Here is a 16319-nt window from a genome sequence, read left to right on the forward strand (position 1 = left end):
CAGCCGTGGGCATGCCGGCCCACAGCGGCCGGCGGGGTGCGGGCAAGCGGCTCAGCGCTTGCCGCCCACTTCGATGAAGCGCAGGAACTCGGCGCGGGTACGCGCGTCGTCGCGGAAGCTGCCCAGCATCTTGGAGGTAACCATGCTGACGCCGCGCTTGTGGATGCCGCGGGTGGTCATGCATTCGTGGGCGCCTTCGACGACCACGCCGACACCGATCGGCTGCAGCACATCCTGGATGCACTGGGCGATCTGCGCGGTCATCTTCTCCTGCACCTGGAAACGGCGGGCGTAGGCTTCGACGACGCGGGCCAGCTTGCTGATGCCCACCACCTTGCCGGCCGGCAGGTAGCCGACGTGCACGCGGCCGATGATCGGCGCCATGTGGTGTTCGCAGTGGCTTTCGTACTCGATGTCGCGCAGGACGATCAGTTCGTCGTAGCCGGCCACTTCCTCGAAGGTCCGCTCCATGTAGGCGCGCGGGTCGTCGCGGTAACCGCTGAACCAGTCGCCATAGGCTTCGGCGACACGGCGGGGGGTATCCAGCAGGCCTTCACGGGACGGGTCCTCACCGGCCCAGCGCAGCAGGGTGCGCACGGCATCCTCGGCCTGGTCCTGGGTCACGTCGCCCTGCGGGGCGGCCTTTTCGTTGTTCTTGCTCATTGCGTACAGCGTCCCGAACGGGGGGCGAGCATCGTACCCGACCGGGGGGTGGGTCGTCCTGTTGGGACGGTTCATCGGGGGGTCGTTGTTGGCGCGTCGTTGCTGTCGGCCTGGAGGGGGAGAGGGGGCTGCGCAGGACACGCCGTAAACCCGTCCTTGGGGGCTCGATGGCGCCATCCATGGCGCCAACGGTCCTGCGCAGCCCCCTCTCCCCCTCCCTGACAGTTTCCTGCGGGCGCGGCCGGACCGCCCGAAAGCGGGGTCAAAAGCTGGGGTTCATGGCTTCGGAAACGGCTCGCGCCGCTGCCCTGGTGGGTGCGGACCGTTGGTCCGCACTGCTTCTGCCTTTAAAGAGCCAACCCACCGCGCCCGCGGGGTGATGGGCGGGCAGCCGGGGCCGGGCGGGGCAGGACCGTCCGCGGCATGGGCCCGAGGCATGCCTCGGGCGGGTTGGGCAGGACGCCCAACGCCGGTCTTGCCGTGTGCGCAGGACGCGCACACGAGCAAGCCGCGGCCGAGCTCCCAAGGATGGGTTCACGGCGCGTCCTGCCCCGCCCGGCCCCCGCTGCCCTACCCGTAGCAACGTGGCGCAACGCTTTCCTCACTACACCCCGCCCATTCAGAAAAACCCATTGATAGGAATGAAATTAGTAGTATCCTATCTATCTCTTATGGACCGACCCCTCGACGAACGCACCGTGCTGCAGATGCAGCTCAGCTCCGGCCTGCTTTACGCAGGGCGGCAGTGGCAGCGCCTGGCCGACAGCCGGCTCGGCAGCTACGGCATCTCCACCGCCTGCACCATGCCGCTGCTGATGATCGGTCGCTCCGGCGGTGGCATCCGCCAGGTGGCGCTGGCCCAGCAGCTGGGCATGGAGGGTCCTTCCCTGGTGCGCCTGCTGGACAAGCTGTGCGCCAGCGACCTGGTCCGCCGCGAGAGCGACGCCAGCGACCGCCGCGCCAACCTGCTGTGGCTGACCGACGCGGGACACGCACTGGTCAGCGAGCTGGAAGACCAGTTGATCGGCCTGCGCCAGGACGTGTTCGGCGAGCTTTCCATGGATGAACTGCACGCCGTGCTGAAGGCATGGCGCCTGCTGGCCGAGGCCGCCGACCGCATCACGTAAGAGCGCTGCCCCCGAATACCGCCGCTGCCGTGCACACGCCAGCGGCTTTTGCCCGTTGCTGTTGTTTCGTTGTTCCTCCCCTCCCCCACCTCGCCCCCGCCCCTGCCGATGCCCGGTGAATTCAGTCTCCACGGAGTGTTCGTCCCGACCCTGCTCGGGTTGATGTTGTTGGCCTATCTGGTCAACAGCGGCCTGCACGCGCTGCTGCAGCGTGCCGGCGCCTATCGCCATGTCTGGCATCCGGCGCTGTTCAACCTGGCGCTGTACGGAATCGTGCTGGGCCTGCTGTTCCACCTCCTGCGTTGGATGCAATCGTGAACAAGATCGTGAAGAAGACCCTGCCGGTGCTGCTCACCAGCGCAGCCGTGATCGTCGCCCTGCTGGTGCTGCGCCAGCTGTGGGTCTATTACATGGATGAGCCGTGGACTCGCGATGCCCATGTCGGCGCCGACGTGGTGCAGGTGGCGCCGGACGTATCCGGGCCGGTGGAAACGGTGCAGGTGGCCGACAACCAGGCGGTGAAGAAGGGCGACCTGCTGTTCGTGGTCGACCGTGCCCGTTACCGCATCGCGCTGGAGCAGGCCAAGGCCAGCCTGGGCGAGCGCCAGGCCTCGGTGTCACAGCTGCGCCGCGAGATCGGCCGTGATCGCAGCCTGCAGGACCTGGTCGCCGCCGAGGACGCCGAAGTGCGCCGCGCCAAGCTGCAGGCCGCACAGGCCGCGCTGGCCACCGCACAGGCGGCGGTCGACCTGGCCGAGCTCAACCTGGGGCGCACCGAGGTGCGCGCACCGGCCGATGGCCGGGTCAACGACCGCACCATGCGCGTGGGCGACTACGTGGTGGCCGGCAAGCCGGTGCTGGCGCTGCTGGATACCGGCTCGTTCCGCATCGATGGTTACTTCGAGGAAACCCGCCTGCGTGGCGTGGCCCCGGGACAAGCCGTGGACATCCGCCTGATGGGCGAATCGACCCCGCTGCGTGGCCATGTCGAAAGCATCGCCGCCGGCATCGAGGACCGTTACCGCAGCAATGGCAGCACCCTGCTGCCGAACGTGACCCCGGCCTTCGACTGGGTGCGGCTGGCCCAGCGCATCCCGGTGCGCATCGCCATCGACGAGGTGCCCAAGGGCGTGGAACTGATCGCCGGCCGCACCGCCACGGTGACCGTGGACACCGGCCGCCATCCGCACAACGACAAGGCCGGCACCGCGCCGACACAGGCGGGCCTGTGAACGCCGCCCTGCCCCGTCTCGGCCTGATCGTCGCGCTGGCCAGCCTGGCCGCGTGCAGGACCGTCGGCCCGGACTATGCATTGCCGGAGGGCTCGGCGTTCAAGCGCCCGCAGGCCAATGCCGCCTTCATCGATACCCAGAACCCGCAGATCGCCGCCAACCAGGCGCTGCCCGACCGCTGGTGGTCGCTGTACAACGACCCGGTACTGGATGGCCTGATCACCCAGGCGCTGCGTGACAACGTGGAGCTGAAGGCCGCCGATGCGCACCTGCGTCGTGCGGCGGCGGTGTACGAACAGGCGCTGGACGCCGGTGGCTTCGAGTACGAGGCCGAGGCCGGGGTCAGCCGCGCGCAGCTGTCGGCCGAATCGTTCCTGCAGGAACACGAGCTGCCGGTGATCAACCTGGCCGATGGCAAGTTCGCGGTCAGCTACCAGTTCGACCTGTTCGGCAAGCTCAAGCGCGGCGCCGAAGCGGCCCGTGCCGACGAGCAGTCGGTCGCCGCAGCACGCGACCTGGCCCAGGTCAGCGTGGTCGCGCAGGTGGCCGACAGCTACCTGGAAATCTGCCACGCCAACCACGAGCTGCACGTGGCCGAGCATTCGCTGCAGCTGCAGCAGCGCAGCCGCACGGTCACCGAGCGCCTGATCGCGGCCGGCCGCGGCACGCCGCCGGAACTGGCCCGCGCCAATGCCCAGGTGGCGCTGCTGGAAGCTGCACTCCCGCCGCTGCAGGCGCAGCGCTCGGCCGCCGCCTATTCGCTGGCCGCGCTGCTGGGGCAGACCCCGGGCCAGCTGCCGGCCGGTGTGATCGACTGCGCGCACGCCCCCAGGCTGGCGCAGCCGCTGCCGGTCGGTGATGGCCGTGCACTGCTGCAGCGTCGCCCGGACGTGCGCCAGGCCGAGCGCAAGCTGGCCTCGGCCACGGCGCGGATTGGTGTCGCCACCGCCGAGCTGTACCCGGACATCCGCCTGGGTGCCTCGCTCGGTGCCGCCGGCCTGCTGGAGGACTTCGGCACGCCGATGACCCAGCAGTGGTCGATCGGCCCGCTGATCTCGTGGACGCTGCCGTCCTCGGGCACCCACGCGCGCATCCACGCCGCCGAAGCCGGTGCTGATGCCGCGCTGGCCGAGTTTGACCACACCGTGCTGCAGGCGCTGCGCGAGACCCAGACCGCGCTGGACCGTTATGCGCAGGACCTGCGCCGGCTGCAGTCGCTGCGCATCGCGCAGGAGCAGGCCGCGCTGGCCGCCGAGCAGAACCGCCGGCTGTACCAGGGCGGCCGCACGCCGTACCTGTCCAGCCTGGATGCCGACCGCAGCCTGGCCACCAGCGATGCCACCCTGGCGGCCGCCGAAGCGCAGGTCTCGCGCGACCAGATCCACCTCTTCCTGGTGCTGGGTGGCGGCTGGCAGGCCAGCGCCGCCGCGCCCAACGCCTCGACCGCAGCGAAGTAAGCCATGAACGCGCTGACCGACCGCCAGGCCTGGCTGTTCTCGATCAAGACCTACCTGGCCGCGGTGGCCGCGCTGTACATCGCCATGGCCGGCAACCTGTCGCGCCCGTACTGGGCGATGGGCACGGTCTACATCGTCAGCCAGCCGCTGCTGGGCCCGACCCGGGCCAAGGGCGTGTACCGCATCGTCGGTACGCTGGTGGCGGGCCTGGCCACCCTGCTGGTGCTGCCGGCGCTGGTGGAAACGCCGCTGCTGCTGAGCGCGGCGATGTCGATCTGGCTGGCCGGCTGCCTGTTCATGGCCCTGCTCAACCGCGGCCCGCGCGGCTACGCCTTCCTGCTGGCCGGTTACACGACGGCCTTCATCGGCTTCCCGGCGGTGACCTCGCCGGAAACCATCTTCGACACGGTGGTGGCACGCAGCGAGGAGATCATCCTTGGCACGGTGGTGGCAGTGCTGTTCGCGTCGCTGCTGTTCCCGGCCTCGGTACGCCCGATGCTGCGCGCGCGCATCGGCAACTGGATGGAGGACGCTGCGCAGTGGTGCCGGCAGATCCTTGAACGTGGCCGCGCGCATGCGCCGCGCAACCGGCTGGCCGCCGACCTGGTGCAGTTCGAGGCGCTGATCGAGTTCCTGCGCCGTGATGATCCACGCCATGCCGGTTCGGCGGTGTCGATGGAGCGCCTGCGCGAGCGCATGCTGCTGCTGTTGCCAGTGCTGTCCTCGATTGCCGACCGCCTGAGCGCGCTGCGCAGCGATGGCCAGGCCCTGCCGGAAGGACTGCCGGCACTGGTCGACGATATCCATGACTGGCTGGACGGGCCGACCAACGCCAGCGAATACGCCCGCCTGCGCGCGCGCATCAGCGCACTGAAGCCGCAGGTGGACCGCGACCTGCAGCACCTGCAGCTGGCCAGCCTGCTGCTGCGCCTGGAGGAACTGGTGGACCTGTGGCAGGACTGCCGCACGCTGCAGCACGCGATCGACCACGGCACCGCGCCGCTGGACCGCGCGCACTACCGCATCCGCACCGAACGCGTGGCCGCCGACAAGCACGTCGACTACGGCATGGCGCTGTTCTCCGCGCTCAGTGCCGGCGTGGCGCTGATGAGCTATTGCGTGCTGTGGATCGCGCTGGGTTGGGAAGGTGGTGGCAACGGCGCGATGATGGCCGCGGTGACCGCTGCATTCTTCGCTGCACAGGACGACCCGGCACCGAGCATGGTGTCGTTCCTGGTGTGGGCGATGGTCGCCTCGGTGGTGGCCGGTGTGTACCTGTTCGGCGTGTTCCCGGCGGTGCACGACTTCGGCCTGCTGGCATTGGTGCTGGCGGTGGCGTTCCTGCCGCTGGGCTTGATGCTGCACCACCCCAAGAGCGCGCTGTTCGCGTTGCCGTTGACGGTGAACCTGGCCGCGCTGCTGAGCCTGCAGAACACCTACAGCGCCAACATCCAGACCTTCCTCAACTCGTCGATTGCGATGTTCATCGGCATTGGCTTTGCGGTGGTGATGACCCGCCTGTTCCGTTCGGTGGGTGCCGAGTGGACTGCACGCCGCCTGGTGCGGCAGGGCTGGACCACGCTGGCCGAAGCCGCCGAAGGCCGCGGCCAGCAGGACCGCCAGCGCTTCGCCGCGCGCATGCTCGACCTGCTGGGCCTGCTCGCACCGCGCCTGGCGGCGACGCCGGAGGGCAGCGACATCGCCTCGGTGGACATGCTCAACGAGGCGCGCATCGGCCTGAACATCCTGCAGCTGCGTCGCGCACGGCTGGAACTGCCCGAGCGCAGCCGTGAAGCGGTCGAGTACATCCTGGAAGAAGTGGCCGTGCACTACCGGCGACAGATCGCCGCGCGCAAACCGATCGTGGCGGCCGAAGCGCTGCGTGAGCGGTTGGATACCTCGCTGGGCCGGGTCGGCAGCGTGGCCGCCTGCAAGGCGCGCGACGAGGCGCTGATGGGCCTGATCGGCCTGCGCTTCGCGCTGTTCCCGGAGGCGAAGGCGTTGGCGCCGGGGCTGGCGGATGCCGACGCGCCGTCCATGTAATGCGATCCGCCGGGCATGGCCCGGCGCTACCATCGTCATCCGGTAGCGCCGGGCCATGCCCGGCGGCCTTTCGCCCCGACAACAGGACGGTTCCATGAGTTACGACATGATGGTGTTCGAGGCCAGCACCGCTCCACGTGAGACCGCGGCCTTCATCGCCTGGTTCGAGAAGCAGACGCAGTGGAACGAGCGCCACGAGTACGACGACCCGGCGGTGAGCAGCCCGGCGCTGCAGGCGTGGTTTGCGGAGATGGCGCAGGAATTCCCGCCGTTGAACGGCCCATTGAGCAACGACGATGACGAACGTGCCGAGGTGACCGAGTACAGCATCGGTAGTCAGGTGATCTACGGCGCGTTCGCCTATTCGGTGGCCGAACGTGCGCACGGCCGCGTGCAGGACCTGGCCGAGAAGCACGGTGTGGGCTTCTTCGACGTGAGCGCTGATGAAGCGGCGATCGTTTTCCCCGATGGCCTGGTACTGATCGCGTAATGAACGTGGCGGCAGGGCTCCGCCCTGCACCTGCCGAATCAACGTCAACGGCAAAAGCCTGCACTCCGTGGGTTGGCGGGGTGGTTCCGGTTGCGGGGGACGCTGCAAGTACGTCCATGTAAGCTCGGTCGCCGCATCCATGCGGCTCACGCCCCCGCAACCGGACCCACCCCACCTTCGACAGCTTCCTGCGATCTGTCGGCACGGCGTTCTGCTCTGGTGGGCGTCGACCTTGGTCGACACGGTAGATCCACGCCATGCGTGGATGAACGTCGGAATGATCGAAGTACGCTTTTGTAGAGTCGAGCCATGCTCGACTCCATGGCCCATCAGCCGAGCATGGCTCGACTCTACAGGGGGCGCATCGCGCCCGTTTCAGAACAATGTGCCCTGCACCGTGGGCTGTTCAATACGCGCCGGTGCTTCGGCCACCGCTTCCGCACCCAGCCGCCAGGCCAGGCCACCCAACCGGCTGGCATGGCGCTTCAACGCCGCCTGCAGCACGTCGGCGCTGCCGGCCACATGCAGCACCCGGCGGGCGCGGGTCAGGCCGGTGTAGACCAGTTCGCGTGACAGCACACGGCTGTCCTGGCGTGGCAGCTGCAACCACACTTCATCGAACTCCGAGCCCTGTGCCTTGTGCACGGTCATCGCGAAGGCGCTTTCGTGCGCGGGCAGTGCGGCCGGGTGGAAGGCGCGTGGCTGGTCGACGCTGTCTCCGGGGAACCAGGCCACCATCGCGCCGCTGCCATCGCGCAGGCAGATACCGATATCGCCGTTGAACAGGCGATGACGGTAGCTGTTCTCGGTGACCAGCAGCAGGCGACCCTGGAAGTAGCCGGGGGTGTTGCCGGCCAGCAGCTGTTCGATGCGGCTGTTGAGCCCGCGCGCGCCCTGCGGGCCTTCGCGCAGTGCGGTCAGCACGCGCAGGCGCCCGGCCTGCTGCAGGGCAAGCACTGGATCGGCCGCGTCGGCCAGTGCACGCCAGTGGCCCAGCAGGTGCTCGCGCTGGCCACGCAGCGGATCGGCCTCGCCTTCGTGGAAATGCACGCCGGCCAGGTCACCACTGCGCAGCAGCTGCAGCACGGTGCTGCTGTCTCCCTCGCGCACGGCATGCGCCAAGGGGGCGAGGTCCAGCGCATCGCTCTGCCGGTAGCCGCGCTGCAGCTGCACGCGGCGCCCGGCGAAGGCGCGTGGCGCGGCCTGCGGCAGCAAGGTGCACGGCGCCAGCAGGCCGTGCAGCGCCTGCGCATCGTCGGCGCGGGTGCCGATGCCATCGCCACTGGCACGCAGGATCGCGCTGAGCACGTCACCGGCTTCGACCGACGGCAGCTGATCGGGGTCGCCGAGCAGGATCAGCCGGGTGCCGCTGGCGATCGCATCGACCAGCTTGGCCATCATCGGCAGATCGATCATCGAGGCTTCGTCGACCACTACCACGTCCACCGGCAGCGGATTGTCGGCGTGGTGGCGGAAGCGCGGTGAATCGGGAATAACGCCGAGCAGGCGATGCAGGGTGGTGCCGGTACTGGGCAGCGCCGTGCACAGCGCCGGGTCCAGTCCTTGTTCCTGCAGGCGCTGCACGGCCACGCGCAGGCTCTCGGCCATGCGTTCGGCGGCGCGACCGGTAGGCGCGGCCAGCGCCACTTCGGGCAGCGGCTGGCCAGCGTGCCGGGCCTGTGCGGCCAGCAGCAGCAACAGGCGCGCGATGGTGGTGGTCTTGCCGGTGCCGGGACCGCCGGTGACCAGCGCCAGCGGATGGCGCAGGGTCACGCCGGCAGCGCGTGCCTGGTGATCCTCGCTGCCCGATGCCTGCGGGAACAGCTGCGCGAACAACGGTGCCAGCGCGGCCATATCCGGCGCCGGCAGCGGATGCCGGCCGATGCGCTGCAGCCCAGCCGCCAGCTGACGCTCGTACTCGCGGTAGCGGCGCAGGTAGAGCAGGCCGTTTTCCAGCACCAGCGGCGCATCCTCGGCGATGGCATCGGCCTGCTCCGGCGTCGCCACCCACGGCGATGCGCGCAACTGTGCCAGCCAGTCCTGTGCGGCAGGCCACTCGGATACGCCTTCCAGCAGTCGCTGCGGTTGCGCCGGATCGAAACCGGCGTGGCCCTGCGACACCGCCAGCGAGGCGAGTGCGGCCGCCACTGCCACGCTGTCAGGGGTGTCCTCCCGCAAGCGTTGCAGGCTGGTCGCCAGTGCGTGATCGAGAGTGCGCAGCTGGCCGTTGCGATACAGCTCCTTCAGCAGGCTCATGCACTGGCTCCACGGGCACGTGCGACCAGTTCGGCCTGGGCCTGCTCGCCACCGGCGAACAGCGCATCCAGCGCATCCACCAGTGCCAGCGGGAAGCGGTCCACATGCACGCCGTTGCCGGCAGCATCCAGGCCGCGACAGAATAGGTAGCGGATGCCGCCCATGTCGCGCTCGTAGTCGTAGGCCGCACCCAGGCGGAAACGCAGCCAGCGATGCAGGGCCACGGTGTAGATCAGCGCCTGCAGGTCGTACTCGCTGTGGCGCATGGCAATGGCCAGCAGGTCCGGGCTGTAACCAGGCAGGCGGTTGGACTTGTAGTCGAGCACGTACCAGCGCCCGTCGCGCACGTAGGTCAGGTCGATCATGCCGGTCATCAGCCCTTCCAACCGGCGGCGCTGGCCGAAGCCGCGTCGCGTGCTGGAAACACCGTGCGCATGCAGCACCTGCAGCAGCGCCGGCACCGTGGTCGGCTCGATGGCGAAATGGAAGTCGATTTCCGCGCGGCGCTCGCCTTCACCCAGGCTGTGCAGCGCGCCGCCTTCGGGTAGCGGCACGGTGAGCGTGTGGCCGACCAGCGGCACCAGTACGGACACGCCATCATCCAGATCGACGTCAGCATATCCTTCGTCGTGCAGTGCCTTGCGCAGCACCTCGGCCTGGCCCTCAGGGGCTTGCAGACCTGGCTGCCAGTCACCCCATGCGGCGAAGTCGACGTTCTCCATCGCTTCGTGCAGCACGTTGCCGAAGCGACTGCCCATGAAGCGCGGGTCGACCGGTGTGCTGTCCTCGGCTGCCGCGGCGGGCTCCGGCAGCGCCGGTTCCAGTGGCAGCTCGGGGCCGGCCGGTTCGTCGGCAGCGGGCGCCGGCAGCTCGGTGGCGGCGGCTTCGATATCACTGCCCGCGCCGGCATCGGCGTGGGCCAGCTGGGTGAAGCTGTACACCCACCAGTCGTGCGGGACGCGCCGGGTCAGGGCACGCACCGCCGGAAGGTCGCCTTCCACTTCGGCCGCCAGCTGCGGCAGCGCGGCCGCTGCCTCACTGTCATCGATGTGCACATCGGCGTGCGCGCGCAGCGCCTGCAGGTCACCCAGCAGCGGCGCCAGCCGCGTCTTGCCGAGCCCGGCCAGATCACCCACGGCGATCCACAGCGCATGCTCGGCACGGGTCAGTCCCACATACAGCAGGCGCGCATCCTCGGCGCGCTGCTCGCGCTCACGTTGGTTGCTGGCCGCTTCCCAGGCTTCGTCCTTGTCCAGCTTCCAGTGCAGCTGGCGCTGGCCATCCACATGCACCGTGCAGTGCGACGACGTGTTCGGCGCGCCGCCGTCGATGCCGACGAACGGCAGGAACACCAGCGGGTACTCCAGGCCCTTGCTCTTGTGCAGGGTGATGATCTGTACCCGGCGCGCATCCGATTCCAGGCGCAGCAGCTGCTGCTCGTCATCCTGGTCGGCGCTGGCCATCTGCCCCTGCAGCCAGTCCAGCAGGCCATGCATGCCCAGCGCCTGCGCCGAGGCTTCCTGCAGGAGTTCACCCAGCTGCAGGTAATTGGTCAGGCGGCGCTCGCCATCGATCAGCGCCAGCAGGCGTTCGCCCTGTGCGGCACAGACATCGGCGATCACCGCGAACGGTCCGCCGCGCTGCCAGCGCTCGCGCCAGTGCAGCAGCTGTGCCTGGAACTCGCGTTGCAGGTCGCCCTCGCGCTCCATCGCCGCGATCGCGCTGGCGCGTTGACCGAGCAGGACAGTGGCCAACGCTGCACGCAGGCGGCCTTCGTCAGCCGGTTGCAGCAGCGCCAGCAGCAGCGCACGAAGATCGCGCGCTTCAGCGGTGGCGAACAGGCTCTGCTTGCCGGCTGCCACGGCGGGAATGCCGACCGCGGCCAGCGCGCGCTGCACCAGCGTGGCCTCGCGATGCGAGCGCACCAGCACCGCGATATCACCGGGTTGAACCGGGCGTCCACGCAACACGGCATTGCCCGCACGCGCCTCGACCAGGATCTGGTGAATCGCAGCCACGCAGGCCTGGGTCGCGGCATCACGCGAGGCGTCCGCACTCATCGCCTTGTCACCGCCACTGCGCAGCACGCGCAGGGTGAGTGCCGTGGCGGCATGGCCATCACGCTGGTAGTCCTCGTCGATGCGCACGCCACCGGGCCGCACCGGCTCGAACTGGATGTCGCGTTCGAGGAAGGCGTCTTCGCCACCGTTGTCGTACAGCGCCTGCAACGCGCGCAACACAGCCGGTCGCGAGCGGAAGTTCTGGTCCAGCACCGGCGCCTGCTGCGCCACCTGCTTGGCCTTCAGGTAGGTGTGGATGTCACCGCCGCGGAAACCGTAGATCGCCTGCTTGGGGTCGCCGATCAGGAATAGTGCCGGCGCCAGGCCGAGTTCGCGCACCTCCGGCGAATCGCCGAACACGGTGTGGAAGATGCCCCACTGGCGATCGTCGGTGTCCTGGAACTCATCGACCAGCGCGATGCGGTACTGCGCACGCAGTTGTTTCACCAGTGTCAGCCGTTGCGGGCCTTCCAGTGCCAACGCCACGCCATCGATCAGATCGTCGTAGGTCTGTACCCGGCGCGTGCGCTTCAGCGCCTGCAGGCGCTGCGTGGCTTCGGCGCGAAGCGCGTGCAGGAAGTTCAACGCGGTACCACGCAACCAGGCATCGCGTTCGGCCAGCAGCGCGACATAGCGCGCCAACGGCGCCTGCAATGGCGACGATGGCGTGCGATCGGGGAATTTCTTGTTGGTCTTGTCGGCCAGCACCTCCGGCAGCAGTGCCGGCAGGCGCTCGCTGGCCAGCAGCTCGCGCGGGTCGCCGCGCTCAGCCCAGGCCAGCAGCTGTCGGCCCAGCGGGTGCAGCCAGCCCAGCTTGTAGGACACGCCGTTGATCCACTTGTTGTCGACCGCATCGCAGAGATCGATGAAGAACTGCTCGCCATGCTCGCGCACGCTTGCGGACAGTGCTTCCGCCGCACTGTGCAGGGCCGGGTGTGGATCGGCCAGTGCCACCGGCTGTGGCAACGGGTGCAGTGGCGGCGTGCCCAGCAGCGCGCGCAGATCAGCGGCCAATGCATCCGGGTTGGACCACAGCCAGGTCAGCGGCTCCAATGTGGCCGGGTCATTGGCATGCACGCGCCATAGATCAGCGGCCAGCTCCTCCAGCAGTTCACGATCGCTGGCCAGCAGTTCCGGCGGATCAAAGGTGTGGCCGCTTTCCAGCGCATGCTCGCGCAGCACGCGGGTGCAGAAGCCGTGGATGGTGAAGATGGACGCCAGGTCGATTTCGTCGGCAGCCACCTGCAGGCGGCGCTTCAGTGCAGCGGCGCTCTCGGAGCCGCCCTGCAGATGACGCTGCAGCACGTCGCGGGTCAATCTCGCGTCGGGTGCTTCACCCTCGGCCGGTTCCAGATCGACCAGGCGCGCGGCCAACGCCAGGCGCTCACGGATGCGCTTGCGCAGTTCCTGGGTGGCAGCGTCGGTGAAGGTCACCGCCAGGATCTGGCCGATGCGCAGGCCCTGCTCCACCACCAGGCGGGTGAACAGCGTCGCCAGGGTGAAGGTCTTGCCGGTACCGGCGCTGGCCTCGATCAGGCGGATGCCATCCAGCGGCAGGGCCAGGTAGGGATCGCCCGCCATACGCTGGGTTTCCTGATCAGCGATGGCGGTGTTCATGCGTTGCCCTCCTGGCGTGCTTCGGTACCGAGAGTGCGGCCTTCGCGCACCGCGCTGAAGACCACCTGGCTGTTGCGCAGCAGCTCGGCATAGCTGGCATCGGTGGCAAACGGGTCGGCACCGCGCAGCAGCAGCTGCCAGGCGTCGCTGCTGGATTCACCCCAGCTGCGGTCGCTGCCATGCCACTGCCTCCAGCCTTCGCTACGCTGTTTTTCTGCCGGCGCGTTGTACAGCACCCAGCCGGTATACGGGGCAAAGCGCAGCGGCTCACGCAGGCCGCGCTGGCGCAATTGCAGCAGCGCACGCAGCGCGGCGCGTGCAGCGGGGGCGCTCAGTGCTGGCAGCACATGCGGGCCGGGCCCGGCGTCACCGCCATCGTGGAACTGCACCAGCGGCAACGCATCGCCGGCGGCGTTGGCCAGCAGCCAGTCCAGCCCCTGGCGGATCACTGCATTGCCATTGAGCGTGCCGGCGCGCAGGCGCACCAGCCCTTCGGGATGCCGATCAGCCACGCGGCCGTGCAGGCGCACGCCGTCGATGTCCACTTCGTAGCGACGGCTTTCCAGCGGTTCGCCCTGCATCCAGCCCAGCAGCGCACTGGCATATGGACGCGTCTTCAACTGCTCCACCTCGAACTGGCGCTCGCCCAATGGACCCGACGGCAGCAGTCCACGCGCGCGCAGTCGCGGATACAGCGGCTCGGAATCGCCGCTGAGCGTGGCGCGCACCACGGCCGCCTGCACGCTGCGCTTTTCCGGGCCGCGCGATGACAGCACCAGCGGTTCCAGGTCATCGACCTCCTCGACATCGTCGGCCAGGCGCAGGCCCAGCGACTGTGCGAGGAACTGTCCGGCCGGATCGCACAGGAAACGGCGCAGGGTATCGAGCGCGACCTCGTCCTCCACCGCATCGTCGAGCGGCGGCGGCAGCGGTGCGTCGAACCAGGGCTGCAGTCCACCGCGCTGGCCGGTGAGGCGACCGGCCGCCGGATGCCACTGGCGGCGATAGCTGAAGCGGCGTGGGTCGCCGTCACCGAACGCGGCGGGCGAGAACGGCTGCAAGGCATGGCGCACGGTGAAGTCGCGGACCGCCGCAGGCGGATCGAGGTGATACGCAGCGGCGGCATCGATCAGTTCACTGACCAGCACCGACGGCTCGCGCACGCTGCCATCGCGCGGATCGGCACCGAGGTAGCTGAGGTAGAACACCTCCTGCGCGGCGGCGAACAGCTGCAGGAACAGGAAACGGTCGTCTTCGCGGGTGGAGCGGTCGCCCGGTCGGCGGCGCGGCGTGTCCAGTTCGGCGGTGAGCTGGTTGAGACCGGCCGCCGGGTCACGGCGCGGGAAATCGCCATCATTGAGGCCCAGCACGCAGATCACCCGGAACGGCAGCAGGCGCATCGGCACCATGCGGCCGAAACTGATGCCACCGGTCAGCAGCGGTGCGCGCGTATCGGCCTCGCCCAGCGCGCCGGCGAAGTGCGCACGCACCACCTCCGGCGGCACACCTTCCGCGAAGCCGGCCTTGGCAGCATCCTCGGCGAACTGGTTGAGCAGCTTGCGCAGGCGCTCCAGCGCGCGCTGGCTGTTGGGTGAAGTCGGCGCGGAGGGCAGCAGTGCATCCAGCAACGACAGCAGGCGCTGTCGCCATTGCGCCGGGGTCAGCAGCTCGCCGAGGCGACGCTGGTAGATGGCCAGCACGCGCAACAGGCGCAGCAGCCGGTCCAGCGCGTCCAGCGCGCCGCCTTCCAGTTCGATCCACGGTGCGACACCGGCCAGGTCGGCCTCGCTGCCGGTGGCATGGCCGAGCACCAGGCGATCCAGCGCGAACTGCCAGGTGTAGGCGTCGTCCGCCGGCGCCTGGTGCTGGTGGCGGTGCTTCGCATCCAGGCCCCAGCGTGCACCGGCCTGCTGCAGCCAGCCATGCAGGCGGTCGAAGTCCACCGCTTCCAGCCCGGCCGCTTCGGCCAGCGGCGCGCTGGCCAGCAGGTCCAGCACTTCATTCAGGCCAAAGCGCGAGACCGGCAGGCCCAGCAGGTGCACGAACACATCAGCCAGCGGTTCACCGGCCAGCGGGCTGCTGTCGGCCAGCGCATAGGGGATGTGCTCCTCCTCGCCACCACGGCCGCCGAACACCGCTTCCAGGTACGGCACGTAGGGATCGATGTCCGGCGCCAGCACCGCGATCTCGCGCGCCTGCAGCGGCGGGTCGAAGCGCGGGTCCTGCAGCAGGCTGCGCAGCTGGTCGTGCAGCACCTGCAACTCGCGCAGGCGGGTATGGCAGGCGTGTACCTGCAGGCTGGGGTCGTCGCTGCGCAGGCCGTCGCGCAGCTCACCCGAGGGCAGTGCGCGGCGGTGGAACAGGTCACGCTGCAGGCGATGCAGCAGGCTGTCGGACAGGCCGCCTTCGTCCAGGGTCGGCCGGGTGTCGTCCTCCGGATCGGAATAGGCGGCGATTTCGCCGGCCGGGTGCACCACCTCGTAACTGCCCAGCACCGCCATGAAGTCGCGCCCGGCCGCGCCCCAGGCTTCCAGCAGGCGGTTTTCGCCGGCTGCTTCGCCGAAGGGATCGGGCGCGCCGCTGCGCAGGCGCTCGGCCAGGGTCTGCAGATCGCCCCAGTACGACTGCACCGGGGTGGGCATATAGAAATGCAGCTCGCCAACACGTGCCTGGGTGGCCATCACCCGCAGCACATCGGGCGAGATGTTGAGCGTCGCGAACGCAGACATGCGCGGTGGCAAGCCCTTCGGCAAGGGTTGGCCGGCCCCTTCGAAACGGTCCAGGTATTCCTGGATGCGGCGCGCGCGGTAGTCGTGGCCGTGGGTGATGGTGCGCCACAGGATCGCCTGCGGATCGGACGGATCGGCACCGGCCGCCCAGCGCAGCAGCCAGTCGCGGCGCCACGCCTGGTACTTCTCGAACACCGAGGCCAGCTCGCCAGCCAGCGCCCACGGCTTCAATGCGTCATCGCCGGCAAGATAGGACTGCAGCGCGCGCATCGGTGGCTGCGCCAGCAACGCCGGGTCGCGCAGGGCCTGGTACAGCTTCCAATGCAGGCCGGCCGCGTCCAGGTCGTCCTGCTCGCCGCTGACGTTGGCCTTCAGCGCGCGCGCCACGAACTCACCCGGTGTGAGGAATTCGAGGTTCGCAGCCACACCGAACTCGGCGGCCAGTGTCGCTTGCAGCCAACGCCGCATCGCTACCTGCGGGATCAGCACCACTTCCGGTGCCAGCAGCGGCTGGCCAGGAACGGGCGCACGCACATTGCGCGCCAGCAGCGCGGCCAGCACGTCCAGGGAGTTGGAATGGTAGAGGCGGAAATCGCTGCCTGGGTCACTCATCATGCACAGTGTGCAGGACAGCAGGCAGTATTC

At 69.2% G+C, this 16319-nt stretch carries 10 protein-coding genes; 6 read left to right on the forward strand and 4 right to left on the reverse strand.

Translation table 11 applies throughout. From position 1 onward, the window contains the following. Window positions 1-51 precede the first annotated feature (51 nt). Window positions 52-663, reverse strand: a complete 612-nt coding sequence (folE, locus tag ACZK33_RS23160) for a GTP cyclohydrolase I FolE (RefSeq protein ID WP_004141296.1) — start codon at window positions 661-663, stop codon at window positions 52-54. A 671-nt stretch (window positions 664-1334) separates the two neighbouring features. Here folE and ACZK33_RS23165 point away from each other — a divergent pair. The 6 genes from ACZK33_RS23165 to ACZK33_RS23190 all read left to right on the forward strand — a co-directional run bounded on the left by ACZK33_RS23165 (window position 1335) and on the right by ACZK33_RS23190 (window position 7012). Continuing rightward, entirely contained in the window at window positions 1335-1790 is a 456-nt protein-coding gene (locus ACZK33_RS23165; protein ID WP_012481667.1) for a MarR family winged helix-turn-helix transcriptional regulator, read from the forward strand. A 108-nt stretch (window positions 1791-1898) separates the two neighbouring features. Then, complete coding sequence (locus tag ACZK33_RS23170; RefSeq protein ID WP_010487502.1) at window positions 1899-2108, forward strand: DUF1656 domain-containing protein; 210 nt, start codon at window positions 1899-1901, stop codon at window positions 2106-2108. Next, complete coding sequence (locus ACZK33_RS23175; RefSeq protein WP_423174627.1) at window positions 2105-3022, forward strand: efflux RND transporter periplasmic adaptor subunit; 918 nt, start codon at window positions 2105-2107, stop codon at window positions 3020-3022. Before ACZK33_RS23170 ends, ACZK33_RS23175 begins: the two co-directional genes overlap by 4 nt. Next, window positions 3019-4479, forward strand: a complete 1461-nt coding sequence (locus ACZK33_RS23180; protein ID WP_414578605.1) for an efflux transporter outer membrane subunit — start codon at window positions 3019-3021, stop codon at window positions 4477-4479. The genes ACZK33_RS23175 and ACZK33_RS23180 overlap by 4 nt, the downstream gene beginning before the upstream one ends. Before the next feature lie 3 nt (window positions 4480-4482). Continuing rightward, a complete protein-coding gene (locus tag ACZK33_RS23185) occupies window positions 4483-6522 on the forward strand; it encodes an FUSC family protein (RefSeq protein ID WP_423174626.1) in 2040 nt (679 codons plus the stop codon). A gap of 94 nt (window positions 6523-6616) precedes the next feature. Continuing rightward, window positions 6617-7012: a hypothetical protein gene (locus ACZK33_RS23190; RefSeq protein WP_049421035.1), complete on the forward strand. Its 396-nt coding sequence runs from the start codon at window positions 6617-6619 to the stop codon at window positions 7010-7012. A 375-nt stretch (window positions 7013-7387) separates the two neighbouring features. Here the strand turns inward: ACZK33_RS23190 and recD are convergent, their stop codons facing one another. The 3 genes from recD to recC are packed head-to-tail and all read right to left on the reverse strand — an operon-like array spanning window position 7388 to window position 16289. Beyond that, entirely contained in the window at window positions 7388-9268 is a 1881-nt protein-coding gene (gene recD, locus ACZK33_RS23195; RefSeq protein ID WP_423174625.1) for an exodeoxyribonuclease V subunit alpha, read from the reverse strand. Then, on the reverse strand, window positions 9265-12945 hold the full coding sequence (gene recB, locus ACZK33_RS23200; protein ID WP_423174624.1) for an exodeoxyribonuclease V subunit beta: 3681 nt from the start codon (window positions 12943-12945) through the stop codon (window positions 9265-9267). The genes recD and recB overlap by 4 nt, the downstream gene beginning before the upstream one ends. Next, window positions 12942-16289 (reverse strand): exodeoxyribonuclease V subunit gamma, encoded by a 3348-nt coding sequence (gene recC / locus ACZK33_RS23205; protein WP_423174623.1) that lies wholly within the window; start codon window positions 16287-16289, stop codon window positions 12942-12944. The genes recB and recC overlap by 4 nt, the downstream gene beginning before the upstream one ends. Between the last annotated feature and the right edge of the window lie 30 nt (window positions 16290-16319).

This window comes from Stenotrophomonas sp. 86156_Sma (assembly GCF_056481625.1).

Coding starts and splice junctions, on each gene's coding strand:
- recC (WP_423174623.1), bottom strand. CDS start 16,289: ATGATGAGTGACCCAGGCAGCGATTTCCGCCTCTACCATTCCAACTCC.
- ACZK33_RS23170 (WP_010487502.1), top strand. CDS start 1,899: ATGCCCGGTGAATTCAGTCTCCACGGAGTGTTCGTCCCGACCCTGCTC.
- ACZK33_RS23185 (WP_423174626.1), top strand. CDS start 4,483: ATGAACGCGCTGACCGACCGCCAGGCCTGGCTGTTCTCGATCAAGACC.
- recD (WP_423174625.1), bottom strand. CDS start 9,268: ATGAGCCTGCTGAAGGAGCTGTATCGCAACGGCCAGCTGCGCACTCTC.
- ACZK33_RS23165 (WP_012481667.1), top strand. CDS start 1,335: ATGGACCGACCCCTCGACGAACGCACCGTGCTGCAGATGCAGCTCAGC.
- folE (WP_004141296.1), bottom strand. CDS start 663: ATGAGCAAGAACAACGAAAAGGCCGCCCCGCAGGGCGACGTGACCCAG.
- recB (WP_423174624.1), bottom strand. CDS start 12,945: ATGAACACCGCCATCGCTGATCAGGAAACCCAGCGTATGGCGGGCGAT.
- ACZK33_RS23190 (WP_049421035.1), top strand. CDS start 6,617: ATGAGTTACGACATGATGGTGTTCGAGGCCAGCACCGCTCCACGTGAG.